17 protein-coding genes are annotated in these 14,981 nt (G+C 35.7%); 14 read left to right on the top strand and 3 right to left on the bottom strand.

Annotation, left to right across the window (positions count from 1 at the left end; all coding sequences use genetic code 11):
- The first annotated feature begins 2 nt into the window (after positions 1–2).
- The 12 genes from AC4PG0_RS10590 (at position 3) to AC4PG0_RS10535 (ending at position 12,701) form a co-directional block, all read left to right on the top strand.
- Positions 3–5,366, top strand: a complete 5,364-nt coding sequence (locus AC4PG0_RS10590; protein ID WP_492167995.1) for a tape measure protein — start codon at positions 3–5, stop codon at positions 5,364–5,366.
- A 1-nt stretch (position 5,367) separates the two neighbouring features.
- Entirely contained in the window at positions 5,368–6,186 is an 819-nt protein-coding gene (locus AC4PG0_RS10585) for a phage tail family protein (protein WP_115848546.1), read from the top strand.
- 8 nt (positions 6,187–6,194) lie between these two features.
- Positions 6,195–7,220, top strand: a complete 1,026-nt coding sequence (locus AC4PG0_RS10580) for a phage tail protein (protein WP_115848547.1) — start codon at positions 6,195–6,197, stop codon at positions 7,218–7,220.
- Positions 7,221–8,255 carry a hypothetical protein gene (locus AC4PG0_RS10575; protein WP_492167994.1) on the top strand — a complete coding sequence of 345 codons (1,035 nt, stop codon included), beginning with the start codon at positions 7,221–7,223 and terminating at the stop codon, positions 8,253–8,255. It abuts the gene before it with no gap.
- Positions 8,252–9,343, top strand: a complete 1,092-nt coding sequence (locus AC4PG0_RS10570; protein ID WP_492167993.1) for a phage baseplate upper protein — start codon at positions 8,252–8,254, stop codon at positions 9,341–9,343. The genes AC4PG0_RS10575 and AC4PG0_RS10570 overlap by 4 nt, the downstream gene beginning before the upstream one ends.
- 16 nt (positions 9,344–9,359) lie before the next feature.
- Complete coding sequence (locus AC4PG0_RS10565; RefSeq protein WP_492167992.1) at positions 9,360–9,635, top strand: hypothetical protein; 276 nt, start codon at positions 9,360–9,362, stop codon at positions 9,633–9,635.
- 5 nt (positions 9,636–9,640) lie between these two features.
- Positions 9,641–9,796, top strand: a complete 156-nt coding sequence (locus AC4PG0_RS10560) for a CD1375 family protein (protein WP_492167991.1) — start codon at positions 9,641–9,643, stop codon at positions 9,794–9,796.
- A gap of 32 nt (positions 9,797–9,828) precedes the next feature.
- On the top strand, positions 9,829–10,155 hold the full coding sequence (locus AC4PG0_RS10555) for a hypothetical protein (protein WP_492167990.1): 327 nt from the start codon (positions 9,829–9,831) through the stop codon (positions 10,153–10,155).
- A 5-nt stretch (positions 10,156–10,160) separates the two neighbouring features.
- The gene (locus tag AC4PG0_RS10550; protein ID WP_492167989.1) at positions 10,161–10,445 is read left to right on the top strand and encodes a phage holin; all 285 of its coding nucleotides are present in this window, start codon (positions 10,161–10,163) and stop codon (positions 10,443–10,445) included.
- On the top strand, positions 10,445–10,672 hold the full coding sequence (locus AC4PG0_RS10545) for a hypothetical protein (RefSeq protein ID WP_492167988.1): 228 nt from the start codon (positions 10,445–10,447) through the stop codon (positions 10,670–10,672). Before AC4PG0_RS10550 ends, AC4PG0_RS10545 begins: the two co-directional genes overlap by 1 nt.
- Before the next feature lie 2 nt (positions 10,673–10,674).
- Positions 10,675–11,598 carry an N-acetylmuramoyl-L-alanine amidase gene (locus AC4PG0_RS10540; protein WP_492167987.1) on the top strand — a complete coding sequence of 308 codons (924 nt, stop codon included), beginning with the start codon at positions 10,675–10,677 and terminating at the stop codon, positions 11,596–11,598.
- 104 nt (positions 11,599–11,702) lie between these two features.
- Complete coding sequence (locus AC4PG0_RS10535; protein WP_012951560.1) at positions 11,703–12,701, top strand: DUF3644 domain-containing protein; 999 nt, start codon at positions 11,703–11,705, stop codon at positions 12,699–12,701.
- 220 nt (positions 12,702–12,921) lie between these two features.
- Here the strand turns inward: AC4PG0_RS10535 and acrIIA1 are convergent, their stop codons facing one another.
- Genes acrIIA1 through acrIIA3 form a run of 3 tightly spaced genes read right to left on the bottom strand, consistent with a single transcriptional unit; the run spans position 12,922 to position 14,134 of the window.
- The gene (gene acrIIA1 / locus AC4PG0_RS10530; RefSeq protein ID WP_012581438.1) at positions 12,922–13,371 is read right to left on the bottom strand and encodes an anti-CRISPR protein AcrIIA1; all 450 of its coding nucleotides are present in this window, start codon (positions 13,369–13,371) and stop codon (positions 12,922–12,924) included.
- Between the two features lie 3 nt (positions 13,372–13,374).
- The gene (locus AC4PG0_RS10525; RefSeq protein WP_012581437.1) at positions 13,375–13,725 is read right to left on the bottom strand and encodes an AcrIIA2 family anti-CRISPR protein; all 351 of its coding nucleotides are present in this window, start codon (positions 13,723–13,725) and stop codon (positions 13,375–13,377) included.
- 31 nt (positions 13,726–13,756) lie between these two features.
- Complete coding sequence (acrIIA3, locus tag AC4PG0_RS10520) at positions 13,757–14,134, bottom strand: anti-CRISPR protein AcrIIA3 (protein WP_492167986.1); 378 nt, start codon at positions 14,132–14,134, stop codon at positions 13,757–13,759.
- Positions 14,135–14,428: 294 nt separating this feature from the next.
- Here acrIIA3 and AC4PG0_RS10515 point away from each other — a divergent pair, with 294 nt between their 5' ends.
- Both AC4PG0_RS10515 and AC4PG0_RS10510 read left to right on the top strand, forming a co-directional pair.
- Positions 14,429–14,662 (top strand): hypothetical protein, encoded by a 234-nt coding sequence (locus tag AC4PG0_RS10515; RefSeq protein ID WP_492167985.1) that lies wholly within the window; start codon positions 14,429–14,431, stop codon positions 14,660–14,662.
- Complete coding sequence (locus AC4PG0_RS10510) at positions 14,659–14,865, top strand: hypothetical protein (protein ID WP_069001825.1); 207 nt, start codon at positions 14,659–14,661, stop codon at positions 14,863–14,865. Before AC4PG0_RS10515 ends, AC4PG0_RS10510 begins: the two co-directional genes overlap by 4 nt.
- The last annotated feature ends 116 nt before the right edge of the window (positions 14,866–14,981 follow it).

Raw genomic sequence — 14,981 nt, 5'->3', positions numbered from 1 at the left:
ACATGAGTGATGGATCAGTAGTAATTGAGATTAGTTTAGACGATAAAAAAGCAGATAAACAACTTGATGCGTTTGAAAAAGATTTCGCGAAAGCAGGCACAAATGCAGGGGCGGCATTAGATAAAGCATACAGAGAAGCAGTATCTGATATTGCTAGTCAATCGAAACGATTAAAAGACACGTTTGTAAATGCGTTTAAATCGATGGGAAGCGCTGGCTCAAATGCTTTAAAAGCTAGTTTGAACTTTATGCGTGAATTGCCTTCAAATGTACAAGCCGCTCTATCTAAACTGGCTTCAACAGTAAAAACTGGGTTCGTAAACGCTGCTAAAGCATCTATTACAGCGATAAAGGAACTTGGAACTAGCATCAAAAACACTGCGGTAAATATCAAAAACGGCTTCTTTTCAATTGCTAAGACAGTGCAAAGTAGTATTGTGTCAGCTGTTAAAGTATCAATTAATGTCATTAAATCCATCCCTAGCGCAATTAAAAGTGCTGGAATCAGTATTAAATCCGCATTAGTAAGTAGTTTACAAGCAGCTAAATCGGCTGCTATTTCTTTTGCTCAAACTACTGTAAAAGTTATTAAAAGTATTCCAGGAGCTGCTAAAACAGCGGCTGTTGCGGTGAAAGATAGTTTTGTTGTAGCTTACAAAGCGGTGGTAGTTGCTGCTTATATGAGCGTTAAAGGAACTATTAGCGCTGTGAAAGCTATTCCTAGTGCTACAAAATCAGCAGCGTTAGCAGTAAGTAGCGCAATGAAAACAGCTTTTAGCGCTGTAGCAAGCGCGGCCAAAACGACAGGAACAACAGTGAAATCAGCATTAAAAACAGGATTTAGCGCTGTGAAATCCGGAGCGAAAGCGGCTGGCCAAGCTGGTATTTCTGCATTAAAAGGCCTAGGAAACATTGCGAAAAGCACTGGTTCTTTAATTAAAAGTGGATTAGTAAGCGGATTTAACGCAGCTAAAGCGGCGGCGAAAGGCGCAGGCGCTGGAATGCGTGAAGCACTTAAAAATTCAGTTGAAAAGCCCGCCGAACAAGCTCGTTTCAGTGTTCTTAAATTAGCGGCGGCATTAGGGCTTATCGCGGCTACTAAAAACGTTGTAGGCAGTGCAATTGGTCGTGTTGATACGATTGATACTGCGACTAAATCACTAACAGTCCTTACTGGCTCTGCAAAAGATGCGCAACTAGTTATGACGGATCTAACCGCCGCTATTGATGGCACACCAATTGCACTCGACGCTGTCGCTTTAGGCGCTAAAAAAATGGTTGCAGCTGGTATGAAAGCGGCAAATGTAAAGCCTGTTTTCACTGCTATTGCAGACGCTGCCTACGGGGTTGGAAATGGTTCAGAATCAATTGACCAGATGACAGATGCTATCTCAGCATTGCAGGCGAGTGGTGTTGCTTATTCTGATGATATTAATCGATTGGTTGACGCTGGTGTTCCGGCTTGGCAAATTTTAGCAAACTCGACAGGTAAAAGCGTTGGAGAAATGAAAAAATATGTTTCCGAGGGATCTTTAGAATCAACAAAAGCTATCGCAATGTTAACGAAAGGTATTGAAGAAGGAACAACTGGAATGGCTGGTAACACGGCTAAAATGGCAGGCCTAGCAAAAACAGCAGGTAACACTATCAGCGGTTCATTTGCGAACATGAAAACCGCAGCTGTTAAGAGTCTTGCGAATATCGCCGAAAACTTAAAAGGCCCGATTATCCAAGCACTAGATGTTGCTAAAAACGCATTTAAACAGTTTGCAGCAGTAACAGCAAGTCCGGAATTCCAGAAAAAACTTTCTGATTTGATTCAAAAAATCAAAGAGTTTATACCAGTTTTAATCGAGTGGGCGCCAGTTTTGGCGAAAGTTGCCGCTGGATTTATAGCATTCAATATTCTTAGTAGCGTGTTTTCGAAAGTAGCCGGACTTATAGGTGTATTTAAAGGCTTGACTTCTAGCGGGTCACTCTTAGGGGTAATACTTAACACGATAAAAGGTTCATTTTTAGGCTTGAAGGTAGCATTAGGTTCAGCAACAGCGGCTTTTGGAATAGTTGCCGCTGTGATAGGCGCAGTGATTTCAGTTCTTTATGGTATGTACGCGGCATTTAAGGAAAATACTGCTAACATAAAAGGGTTTTTATCAGTCATGCTCTCAAGTGTGAAAAAGTCATTCGGAAAAATAGTAGAAGTGTTTAAACAACTTATGGTGGCGCTAAAACCCGTGGGTGGAGTATTCAAAGATATATTAAAATCTGTTGGTGTATATGTTTGGATGGAACTTGCTATAGCATTAGCTGCGGTAGTCGATATTATACAGGTGTTAGTCAGGGTAGTTTTAGTAGCAACAAAATACATGCAAGGTCTCTACTATACAATCAAAGCAACATTCCAAGCGCTAAAAGGTGACTTAAAAGGCGCCCTCAAAAGTGTAAAAGAATCTCAAAAAGCATTTGATGAAGCGGGAAAAGCCGCAAAAGATGCATTTAACAAAGATAATTATGCACTGACTGGAACTGTTGAAGCGTTTAAACAAATGGCCGGAGAAGCTGAAAAAACTGGTGCTAAAACTGAAACATCCGGTAAAAAGATAAAAGACACATTAAAACTAGTAGAATCAACTGCTAAACAAACTGAAACAACTGTTTCGAAGTCGAATCAAGCGATAGATACGATGTTGAGCGGTGGAGTGGACCAATACAGCAATAAACTTAGCGAGAAAACTAAGTCATTCTTAAATTCTGCTAAAGAGTTATACAGTCAGTATCAAGAATCAGCTAAAAAGTCTCAAGATGCTTATAGTGTTGCTATGGAAAAAGCGCAAAGCTTAGAAGGAGATAAGCGTAAAAAAGCTATAGCAGATGCAAATAAGACTTTAGTAGACGAAACAACAAAGAATAATAGCACGTTACTAACTTTGCAAAGCGATTATTCAAATATGCTAAAGACAAATCGCTGGACTGATGGACAAGAATTAACAGCTCAACAGAAAAAGTTCTTACAACAACAAACTACCGATATACAAACAGAGTTAGCGAAACAAAATCAGTTATATGTTGAAGCGAACTTACTGCGATTAGAACAAGGTAAGAGTTTGAATGAGAAGGAAAGAAATACCAGCTTAGAAGTACAAAAAAGCTTGTATGAAGAAAAGAAAAAGGCTGTTGAAATAGGCGAGAAGTCGCTGGCTGACTTGAAAAAGAAAAAAGCAGATGCTTCAACCGAAACGGAAAAAGCTAATTATCAGATCCAAATAGACGAGCAAACAAAGAAGAATAAGACACTATCTACAAATTTAAAAAGTTGGGCAATAGAAATGAATTCTATTATCGCGAACGGAGGCACTTTAAATGCTGAAACATTTGCGAGTGGTTTATCGCAACTTGGGAATATTAGCGATGATGAATTGTCTGCGTTATGGCAAAATTTCGTTTCTACAAGCACATCAATTGATAATACATTGTCTGGTTTGGCTGCAATCATGGGACAACGAGGCGGAGAAGGTGTTCAAGCGTTTGTCACAGCTATTCAAAGTAAAGATTATACTACAGCGGCATTAAACATAAATAATGATGTTTTAAACACGCTTTCTAGTTTGCCTAACGGTATGTTCTTGAATGGACAAAACGGAAAAAATCAATTTATAGCAGCTATTAAATCTAACGAATATCAAGAAGCGGGCAAATATTTAGTTGATGGCGTAAAAATGGGTGCTTCGCCTCTTCCAACCGAACTAAACGGAATTGGTAAACAAGGCGGAAATGCAAATGCTGATGGAATAAAAAGTACTGCTGAAGCAAATAAAAACGCTGGTGCTACGATTAAGAATAACGCTAAAAATGGCGCTTTTGACCCTAATTTATTCAAAATGACAGGGTCAAATAATGCATCCGGTTTTAATAGTGGTATTTTGGACGGAAAAGGTAATGCATTTTCGGCAGGCACTGGCATTGGCAATTCTGCTAAATCTGGTGCTGGTTCCGTTGATTCCAGCGGAGTTGGTTCTGATTTTGCATCTGGATATGTGAATGGTATTTTGAGTGGCATGGGTGCGGTTGGAGAGGCAGCCGCTTCTTTGGCAAATAAAGCATTAGCAGCAGTTCAGAAAAAACAAGACTCGCACTCACCTTCGAAAGAGTCGAAAAAATTAGGTGGAGATTTCGGCTCTGGGTACTCGTTAGGTATCGCAAACAAAAATAAAGCAGTGACGAAAGCGGCAAGTAATCTAGTAGCTAGTGCGCTAGGTACTGAATCGCAAATCAAGAAGCTGTCTAGTACGCTGAAAGACAAAATATCCTCAGCGATTGATGCGGGATTACATTCTAAAAATAAAAGCACTGGACAACTTAAACAAGCTAAAGCACTGAATAGTATTGAGAGTTATATCGCTCAACAAACGAACAAATTAGCAGCGACAGCTAAGAAACGTGATAAAGTAGTCGCTCAATTAAAAGCCGCTAATACAAAAATGGCAGACTTGACGAAGCAGAGTAAAGAGTATGCTGCTTCAATCACTGAGAAAATGCAGTCTTATGGATCTATTAGCAACGTAGACCCAGATAATCCAAAATCGATTCAACAAGAAATGCAGAAACGCTTAAAAGAAATCAAAGCTTTTCAAGCGAATGTGGAAAAATTGCGCAAAAAAGGCGTTAGCAAGGACATTATAAACGACATTCTGGAGGCAGGAGTAGAAAATGGCTCATCTTATGCACAAGCTCTTGCCAAGTCAGATGCTAAGACTATCAAAGCGATTAACAGCACGCAGAATCAAATCAATTCAGCATCTAAGTCAATGGGAAACACAGCGGCTAATGCAATGTATTCTGCTGGTATTAACGCAGCAAAAGGTTTAATAAACGGACTAAACAGTCAGAAAAAACAACTTGAAAAAACAGCTAAGAGCATCGCTAACACAATCACTAATTCAGTGAAAAAAGCGCTTAGAATTCATTCGCCTTCTCGCGTGGCCATCGAGCTTGGTAAATTCTTTACTGGTGGCCTTGGAAATGGGGTCTTAGCTGGAGCTAAGGGAGCTGTTCAATCAACGAACAAAATGGTCGATAAAGTAGTAAACGCTGCTTCTAATATGACTGTTCCGACTATCACTTTGCCGAAGATTTCCGCAGAAAAAGCGTTGGGCCTAAAAAGCGTAGATTTAAACAGAACTATCACTGTCAAAACAATTATTGACAACAAAACAAAAGAGTCTAGCAACGCTGATTTAATCAAAGCTCTTAAACAATCTGGCGATAGACCTATTATTTTTAATGTTGATGGCAAAGATATTGCAGACAATACAAACAATCATTTAGGCAGTTCTGCATCACTAGCTTTTTATGGAAAGGGGCTATAACATGGCTACATCACTAGCATTAGTAATCGAAGGTAAAACATATATGCTTAACGAATTATTTGATTTAGAGGTAGGCGAAGTGAGCAGAGAGCCGCCGCAAATAGTAAATAACTATACTGAATTTGCTGGTTCTGATGGTGCTAGAACAACAGACAGTAATTTCAGCATGTTTCCTATCTCAATTTTGTGCCATTTCAGAACAGGCACTGCTGATTTATATCACGTTAAACTAGATGAACTAATGGAACTTATTTATCAAAGTAGCGAGTATTTTTTAGTTCATTCTAAAACGCCTGGTAAAAAATATAGAGTACATCCAAGCGGCGTTGGCATTGACCGGAAAGCTCCGGGATACGCTGATTTGACACTTGAATTTGATGTGTTCAGAGGTTATTCAGAATCACTGAGTACTACGCTTAGTGATTCTGAAATTGATTGTAATAAATGGCAGTTTGGACAAGGGCTAGCGATGGAGGATTATAGATATATTCACACAAAAAACAGATTTATTATTTATAACGGCGGAAGTTTTGATATTGACCCGCGCGAACACCCTTTAGTAATAACGATACGAGGACAAAACGAGGGAGAATTAACTATCTACAACAAAACAACAGGAGATAGGTTTATATATCATCCGTCGCTAACAACGACAGACACGCTAATTATTGACGGAGCAACTCCGCGAATAAACGGTAGTCCTTGTGGCCGACAAACGAATCACGGCTTAATAAGTTTAAAAAAAGGAGAAAATCTTATCGAGATTAGTAATACTAGTCATTTAGATACAAAATGGGATTTCTCCTTTTTGTATAAGTAGGTGAATACATGAATAGCGATATTATAGTTGCTGATTTTTGGAAGAATAACGAAGAAATATTAACAGATTTTGATAAAGAAAGTTTTTGTGAAAGCTGGACAGAAAATGAAATGTGGAACATAGAATTTAAAGTTACACAGACAAATAAAAATGCCCACTGTTATTCATTTTTAGACTATGAAAGTTCTGTATTTTTTAGAGGTCAAGAATTTGTTGTAAAACAATTAAGTCATGAAGCAATTGGTCAGACGTTATCTAAAGATATTAAAGCTCCGCACATTTATTATACGTGTCAAGATGGACGGCAAGATGAGCAAATCACCGGTTCTTTTACTTTAGCGCAGTGCCTAACTCATGTTTTTAAAACTGATAACAGAGGTTTTACATGGCAGATAATCGACCCTTCTAACCTGCTCGAAAAAGTTCAACAAGAAAACTTTGGAAATAATAACTACTTAACGCTTATAGATCAATTAGTTGAAGACTATGGAGTGGTTGTTATTCCGGATAATAAGCATTTAGTTTTTAAACCGCGTGAAGATTATGGTACTAAGACAGAAAATTTCATTAGATATAGATACAACACAGACGAAGTAAGTTTTGATATTGACACGTTATCCCTTAAAACTAAAATAAAAGGTTACGGTAAAGTGGATAGTAATGGAAATAACTATTTTTCTCCTGTTACTTATACTAGTCCAGAAGTAGGTAAATGGGGTGTGCGATGGCAGGAACCTATTTCTGATGAACGATACACTGTTGCAGGTAACATGCAAAGGCGCCTTAAGCTCGAATTACAAGACTATCCAGCGACGACGGGAAGTGTGACATTAAAACAATACTACGATTGTGGAAAAGGAGATTACGTTCTATTTATTTATGAGCCTCTTGGCATTGATTATGATGTGCAGATAGTTGCATACAAAAAGTATCCATTCACAATAAAAGCGCCAGAAGTAACACTTTCAAATAATAAAAAGTCGATAGTATCAATAATGGCCCAATTAGCAAAAGCACTGAAAGGAGCGAAATAGATGTTAAATCTCGAAAGATGGGGAAATACCCTTTTTGATTCTAATAAGTACCAGCAGTTTAATGCTAATATGGAAAAATTAGAAAAAGATTCATTGGCAAAAGATGTAGATATAAATGCAACTAATAATAGAATCGATAATGTTGTTTTAGAAGCAGGCGGGAATAACATTACGGAAGTAGTTGATGCGAGAACTAGCAAAAATGGACAAATCTACAGCACTTTAAACAGTCGTTTAAATGGCGATTATTCAGCAATCGCAGGAGAATTAGCAGAATCAAACGAATTGTTACAAACCGTGAGCGAACAAAATAAAGAGTTGAGAAGCAAGTTGGATGAATTATATGGTAACTCAGCAGCTGATATTGAATATTATGTTAGTGCTGTAAATGGAAGTGATTCAACAGGTAACGGAGATATTGACAAGCCTTTTAAATCAATACAAAAAGCTGTAGATATGATTCCTAAAATAAAAATTGGTGGTGATATATATATCAATTGCGAACCAGGACAATATAACGAAGATGTATACGTTAGCTCGATTAGCGGAGCGGAACATTTTTATATTCGCTCTACTAATCTAGCAACAATAGATCACAAAACTTCCCAAACGGGTTTTTTTGTAAAAAGCATTACATTTTCTGGAATCATGTTTCAATGCGTTGTGCAAGGCGTTAATTCTATGAGCACATCTGTTAACAATAGTAAAGCTGTTATTAATTTCTTGCGATGCTGGTATGGCTCAGTTTCTAACTGTAGATTTGATACAAATTTAAAAGCAACAAACGTAGTTGCTGTGTTGTACGACCAGTCGCGTGGCGGCTGTTATAACAATTACTTTGTAAATCAAAATATTATTATGTCTGCTGAATTTTTAAGCCAAGCTTATTTCTTTTCAACGAATATTTGTGAAGCAACGTCAAACATTGGTCTTAAATCAACCTATGGAAGCATACTAAGCAAATCATCTTCAACGATAAATTTAAATTCCACTACAGCAGAACAAAAAATTTATGGGGGGCAGATTTTCTCATGACAAATAAAATATTTAAATCTGCAATTCTTGATTTCTCTGTTAGTACTCAAAATGCTAAAGCTAACGTTCCAGCGATAAAATTTAGTACGCAAGATTCCGGAGGAACTGCAAGGTTATTTTTTACAGCAAAAAAAGAAGTAAATAGTTTGCCTTTATCAAGTGCAGCAGAGGTAACGCTTGCGATGATAATGTCAGTTGGAAAAGAATATGAAAGTAAATATGTTGTTAATCCAGAAATAACTAACAGAACAAAAGGCGTTTTTGAGTATTCATTAACTGATGATCAGATAAGCCACGACGGACAAGTAAATGCAGAATTATACGTTAAATATCCAAATCAATCAATGCAAATTCATCGTTTTAGTTTCGTAATTGAAAAAGCAATGATTGATGATAACTTTTTTCCTGTTGCTACGTACTATGTCGAACGTTGGGATGATTACGAAAAGATATTTAATGACTCTATAGCTAGATTATCAACTAAATTAGATGAATTAGATGAGAAAGCGGACAATTTACAAATACAATTTGATAGCATGAATTCTGAACAATTTGCACAAAAAACTGACTTAAATGCACATGTTAATAATGTTGACATACATGTTACAGCAGCGGAGAAAACAAGCTGGTCTGCGAAAGAATCAACGTCAGGAGCACAGAGTAAAGCAGACAAAGCACTTGCTGACGCAAAAGCAGATGCGAGTACAAAGTTTAATGCCGCAACGATTGAGTCAAAAGCGTATACAGATGATATACACAAAGAAACGCTCGTGTGGTCTGGTTCTTCTTATTTCTTAGAAACGCATTCGTTTTCGTGGGATATAGCAAAAGTAAAACATGGAGTTTTACTAGAATTCTCACGTTATGCACCGGGAACAGGAGTACAGGATTATGGTTATATTCAGTACTTTTTTTCAAAAGAATATCTAGTGAGAAATAATAATAAAGCGACGTGGGTGAATATGCCGGGTGCAACAGATGCAGCAAAGAAAACTATTAGATTAACGCCTACAAGCGTCAGTGGTGATGCAACAAATGGTCAAGCACCAAGCACGAGTTACGCATTAAGAACAGTAGCAATTTTTTAGGCAGGAGGTAATTAACATGAAGTCATTTGTTACAGTTAACAATGACGGCTATATTGATATGTGGAGCAGTCAAAAAGTCGAAGGATTTATAGAAGTTGAAACAGCAGAAAGTAACATGAATCTAATTAATGTATGTAAAGTTGAAAATGGTAAAGTGATTTTAGATGAAAAACGACAGCAAGAAATTATTGCTAGTCAACGAGCAGAGAAAACAGAATTAGAAAAATTAAGAGAGGAATTACTACTCACTCAAGAGGCATTAGCCGCACTATTTGAAAGTAATTTAGGGTGAACAATATGGCTTATATGATACCGATTTATGTAAATCTAGTGATGAATGGAAGGAAAACAATTGAAGAAGTTCCTTCGAATTTGCGAGGTCAGGTAAAAGCGAAAGTGGATGAGCTGAAACAAGAAGAACAACGAATGAAGATAGAAGAAACAGAAGCCTAATTAGCTTCTTTTTTTTGAGGTGGTGAGCAAAAATGGTGATGGGGGCAGTTGTTTGGGGGTTGCAAATAACAGAATGGGTCGCACTGATTGGGCTGTTAACGGGTGTTTTCAGCGGGCTAGCGTGGTTGTTTAAAAAAATTGTTGGAAAACCGTTTATGGACAGATTCGATAATTTATCGGGAAGCATGGATAATTTGGCAAAGCAACTTGAAGAAAGTCGGCATGATAGACAACAGCTTCATATAAGAGTGAACAAAACAAATTCTCGTGTCGATAAACTGGAGGGCGGTATAGAGAAAGTAGAAACACGGCTCGACTATATCGAAGATGACATAAAAGAAATTAAAAATAAGGAGTGAACAAAATGAAAAATATAAATTGGAAAGTGAGACTTAAGAATCCGCAAATGTGGGTTCCTTTTATTTTATTCTTAGGAAGTACCATACTAGCAACCGCGCAGGTAGAGGGTGCTAGTATTACGAGCTGGACAGCGCTAGGGGACTTATTGCTGAATGTAATTAGTAATCCTTATCAAGTTTTTGCGGTATTATTTGCGGTATATGGCTATCTTGTAGACCCGACAACGAAAGGTATCAGTGATAGCACACAAGCATTAAATTATAATGAACCACGAAAGGATGAAGAATAATGAGTAAAGGGCAAAAAGTAAAAATTATAGATATTGAACGGATAAGAAACGATAGTCAACTAGATGAAACCGCAAAAAAAATTATTGAAAAAAGCGGATGTCAAGGGATAATTACAAAGATTATTCAAGAAGAAGGAGATAAAGATTTGTTATTTGTCTCCTTCTATTATAACAATGAACGCGTAACACAAGGATTTCGAGAAAATGAAATTGAAGAGGTGAAGTGAAAATGGCAATAGTAAATGGTGTGCAATTTAAACAAAATTTAGTATCAAGTTCAAAGTATGGCATCAAAGCGCCTAACGCGATGAAAGCAAAGAAAATCACTGTTCACAATACGTATAATGATGCTACATCACAAAATGAGACAGATTACTGTAAGAACAATAATTATGAAGTTAGTTTTCATGTTGCGGTTGATGATAAAGAAGCTATTCAAGTTGTGCCTTTTAATCGGAATGCTTGGCATTGTGGGGATGGCGGTAATGGTTATGGAAATCGAAATACAATTGGAGTCGAGACATGTTATAGCAAGTCGGGAGGAGCTAAATATATAGCTGCTGAAAAAAATACTATTAAATATGTGGCTGGATTATGTGTACAGCAGGGTATTATTGCTACAAAGGATACGATTAAAAAGCATCAAGATTGGAGCGGAAAATATTGTCCCCACCGAATTTTAGCAGAGAAACGTTGGCCAGCGGTACAACAAGCAATTATCAATGAATACAATCGTATTACATCTAACACAACCGTTAACAAGAAAAAAGGTAAACAATGGGTATACGCACACAATGCTTTAAGCGCACGCGTGTCCGCTGACTGGAATAGCAAAGTAGCTTTTACTGCTTATAAATTTCAGGCATTTCAAGTTAATTGGGATGTCGAGAAAAACGGATTTTATGAAGTTATCCTGAACGGTAACAAGGGCTTTATGAAATCGAAATACTTTACTACTAATAAGCCGTTTAATACGATGCAAACAAAGAACATTACGCATTTTCGTGTATCGCCTGATTGGGACTCTAAAACCGCTTATACGTTGAAAAAAGGCGAAAAGATTAGCGTTTCGAAGGGCAAGGAAAAGAACGGGTTTATTGACTGTTTCTATCGTGGAAAACGTGGTTACATCAAAAAATCATATTTGAAATAGAATGAATGCCCTCGCGTTTGCGGGGGTTGTTTTTGTAATGTGTTTATTGTACTCAATCATTCGCTATGATATTATTATAGTAAAAAAGCGGAGAAGGTACTTAAATGAATAGCACATATGATATGTTAGTAAAGAAAAGTATTGAAGCATTTTTGTTAGGCTTGGAAATATATAACAAACCTACAATAAGATATAGGGTAGAAGGTTTTAGTTTTTTTATTTGCAACTCATGGGAGCTTATGTTAAAAGCTAAATTAATAAACGATAAAGGTGAAAATAGTATATACTTCAAGGATAACCCGTCTAGAACTGTTTCTTTAGAATATAGCATTAAGGAGATATTTACAAATAAACATGATCCATTACGTTTGAATCTAGAAAAAATAGTCGAGTTAAGAAACGTGAGTACTCATTTTATTACTGAAGATTATGAAGTAATATATGCACCTTTATTTCAATCATGTGTTTTTAATTACATAGAGAAAATGAGTATGTTTCATAATATTGATGTAACAGAGTATATTACTCAAAGTTTTTTATCTCTAGTAATAAAAGAAGATGACTTAGACCCAGCTATTATAAGGTCTAAATATTCAAAAGAAACAGCTGATAAAATCTTAACAACGAAAAAAGCGATAGAGAAAATAGAGCTAGAGAATAATCCAGCTTTTTCCATAGACATTCAACATAATTTTTATATAACCAAGAAAATTAACGATGCAGATAGCACAGTGAGAATAGCAAAAGAGGGAGAAATTCCTGTTAAAATAATAAAGGAACAAAAAGACCCTAATAAAACACATCCTTATACACAAAAAAATTGTGTAAAAGAGATAAATAAAATATTGAGCAGAGAAAAAATTGACTTTGAACATTTTTCAGTATTTACTAAGGAAATTAGAAGTAACTTTAATACTGCTGATTTTCAGCTTTTTTTGAAGTTCTATTCTTTAAAGGCGCAAGAGAGATATTCTTATCGTCATGTTATAGGGGAGCACTCACAGTATACATATTCGAGAGCAATCATAGATTTTATCTTAACAGAGATAAAAAAGAATCCTCAAAAAACTATTGAACATTTAAAAAAGAAGACAAAAAAATAAAGATAACCTCTGGAGCAAAGGAATTCTCGATAATAAATTATCTTACTCCCATTCGGGAACCCAGCTTTATCCATCACAAGTTATCTTTTACACTTCAATTATAACAAACATGAATTGAAGTGTAAACTGAAAGAACTATATAATTTTAACACACCCTAACCTCACCGTTAGGGCTTTTTTTATGCAAAAAAACACGCTAAACATAAGCTTAGCGTAATTGTTATATCAATTCGTTTTTCTTCTCTTTTAACACAGTGATAGCATTTTCCAGTGCTTTTCGAACATCTTTTTCTATATCTACATGCGTTTCATTTTCAAACCTATTAAATGTAAAAGGAAGCACTTCAATATTCGCACATTCAAACTCTTTAATTAAGCAGTACAACTCAAATTCTTGCGCCGGAAATGACAACTTATACTTATCTAATAAGTGTTTAAATCCAGCAAGATCGTCATAACTTTTTTCCAATTCTGCTAGCTCGATGAAAACATCAAATGTAGATATTCCTGCACACATTGAGAGTGCGCGCAAGAATGAAACAGAATACTTGTTTAACTCTTTTTTATTGTAATCGTTCAATGTGTTTTGCGAGATACCAGTCAGTTTGCTTAACTGATACCTCGTTTTACTGTGTTTTTTTAAGAATTCATCTAATAGTTTTATTGACATATTTTAGTTCAACTCACTTTTTATAATTACTTCTTGTTTATCGTGTTTTTCCTTATCTTCATCTGTAGCTAGTTTAAAATCATCTTCATTAGTTACTACAAAGTTAATATAATAAGTTTCATCTTCAATATCCAAACGTGTCGAGTGAACTAAAGTTTCATCTAAATATAGCTTGTCATCATCGAGCAGGCAAAGTGCTACTGCATACGCTTCATTTTTTGTAATAACTAAGTAGTCAGAGTCATTAAGTAAATCCTGCGAAAACGCTGGTGTTTGTTCTAATTCTTTACTGATAATTGCTTCAAATTCATTCATCGCGTCATAATATCTTTTTTGTGCTGTTGTTATTGTCATTTTAATCACATTCCTTTTCTATAATATAATTTTAAGCTGCTGTTTGTGGAAACAAGTCATTGTGTAGTTTAACTGCTTTCATTGCACAAGCCCAAACACTTAAGCCGAAATGCTGTTTAGTTTCATCTTTTACACTAGTGAATTTTTCATCATCTGAAATATTAAAACGTAATCCTAGTTTTCTTTCAGCCCAATTCCAAGCTTTAAGTTCTTCGCTTTTAGAGATGTGTTTGATCTCTTTTTCTACTTCTTTAACTTCTTCTTTTGCTTTAGACCAAGCGGCTTTTAAACATACGGAGAAAGTTTTTTCTTTGTCTGTGTAACTTACCCATTCGATATCGCTTAACAAAATGTTGCTATCGTTGAACCAATTCCAAGCTTGTTTCATAATTTCAGCCTTGTTATACATTGTATTTTCCTCCCGTTCCTTTACTATATACATAGTATACTACGAATATTCGTAGTAGTCAATAGTTTTATTAAATTTATTTTAAAATAAAAAAATACCCCGAAAAAAATTCGAGGTTGCTGTTATATTAAGCAGCTAATAGTTGAATGAAATTACTAGATGCAAAACATCTATGGGTATATTATTGCATAAACTATTTCTTACTTCAAGAGAGATATATATTAAAATTTAGTCCTAATTACCTCTTGATAAAAAGAACGTTTGTTCGTATAATCTTAACAAGAGGTGACAAGTATGTATAATTTTATTGATAATGAATTAGAAAATACAATAGTTTTAATTGATGCAATGAATCGCAATTGGTCAATAGAGATTTTATTTTTAAAGAATAATCATCATATACGCTACAAGTATGTAGTGCCTGTTTTTATTGATTATGAAAAAAATATAGTTCAATTACAACGCTTTGACGAACGAATAATTGACATTAATATAGAAGATATTGTTTTTTGTGAGGTTATGACATGAGAGTATATAGCTTTAATGACTTTAAATATATTTGCTATATTGAGGGGAAAGATAAAGCATTAAAAAAACTATTTGCTGGTTTGCGGACAGAGAAAGAAATTGCTATACTATATAAAAAAATAGAAGAGAATACAATTAATATAGAAAGTATTTATAAAGATTATTTGCGGGGCATAAATGGGGCAGACCAAAACAACATATAAATACTTGTAGCTTCTTGTAACAGCTTTCTAAAAGATATAAACCGCATAAACTAGCCGTTTTCATCTCATAAATGCGTGTAACTGCTCAACGCAAAACCAACTCTTAATCAGCGGGT

The sequence above is a fragment of the Listeria sp. MAN/IMW/UF464 genome (assembly GCF_058683955.1).
Note: the sequence above shows the minus strand (reverse complement) of the source record. Positions and strands in the feature narration are given on the sequence as shown.

Bases quoted from the DNA above. Each gene is read 5' to 3' on its own strand.
- AC4PG0_RS10590 (WP_492167995.1), top strand. From the start codon at position 3: ATGAGTGATGGATCAGTAGTAATTGAGATTAGTTTAGACGATAAAAAA.
- AC4PG0_RS10585 (WP_115848546.1), top strand. From the start codon at position 5,368: ATGGCTACATCACTAGCATTAGTAATCGAAGGTAAAACATATATGCTT.
- AC4PG0_RS10580 (WP_115848547.1), top strand. From the start codon at position 6,195: ATGAATAGCGATATTATAGTTGCTGATTTTTGGAAGAATAACGAAGAA.
- AC4PG0_RS10575 (WP_492167994.1), top strand. From the start codon at position 7,221: ATGTTAAATCTCGAAAGATGGGGAAATACCCTTTTTGATTCTAATAAG.
- AC4PG0_RS10570 (WP_492167993.1), top strand. From the start codon at position 8,252: ATGACAAATAAAATATTTAAATCTGCAATTCTTGATTTCTCTGTTAGT.
- AC4PG0_RS10565 (WP_492167992.1), top strand. From the start codon at position 9,360: ATGAAGTCATTTGTTACAGTTAACAATGACGGCTATATTGATATGTGG.
- AC4PG0_RS10560 (WP_492167991.1), top strand. From the start codon at position 9,641: ATGGCTTATATGATACCGATTTATGTAAATCTAGTGATGAATGGAAGG.
- AC4PG0_RS10555 (WP_492167990.1), top strand. From the start codon at position 9,829: ATGGTGATGGGGGCAGTTGTTTGGGGGTTGCAAATAACAGAATGGGTC.
- AC4PG0_RS10550 (WP_492167989.1), top strand. From the start codon at position 10,161: ATGAAAAATATAAATTGGAAAGTGAGACTTAAGAATCCGCAAATGTGG.
- AC4PG0_RS10545 (WP_492167988.1), top strand. From the start codon at position 10,445: ATGAGTAAAGGGCAAAAAGTAAAAATTATAGATATTGAACGGATAAGA.
- AC4PG0_RS10540 (WP_492167987.1), top strand. From the start codon at position 10,675: ATGGCAATAGTAAATGGTGTGCAATTTAAACAAAATTTAGTATCAAGT.
- AC4PG0_RS10535 (WP_012951560.1), top strand. From the start codon at position 11,703: ATGAATAGCACATATGATATGTTAGTAAAGAAAAGTATTGAAGCATTT.
- acrIIA1 (WP_012581438.1), bottom strand. From the start codon at position 13,371: ATGTCAATAAAACTATTAGATGAATTCTTAAAAAAACACAGTAAAACG.
- AC4PG0_RS10525 (WP_012581437.1), bottom strand. From the start codon at position 13,725: ATGACAATAACAACAGCACAAAAAAGATATTATGACGCGATGAATGAA.
- acrIIA3 (WP_492167986.1), bottom strand. From the start codon at position 14,134: ATGTATAACAAGGCTGAAATTATGAAACAAGCTTGGAATTGGTTCAAC.
- AC4PG0_RS10515 (WP_492167985.1), top strand. From the start codon at position 14,429: ATGTATAATTTTATTGATAATGAATTAGAAAATACAATAGTTTTAATT.
- AC4PG0_RS10510 (WP_069001825.1), top strand. From the start codon at position 14,659: ATGAGAGTATATAGCTTTAATGACTTTAAATATATTTGCTATATTGAG.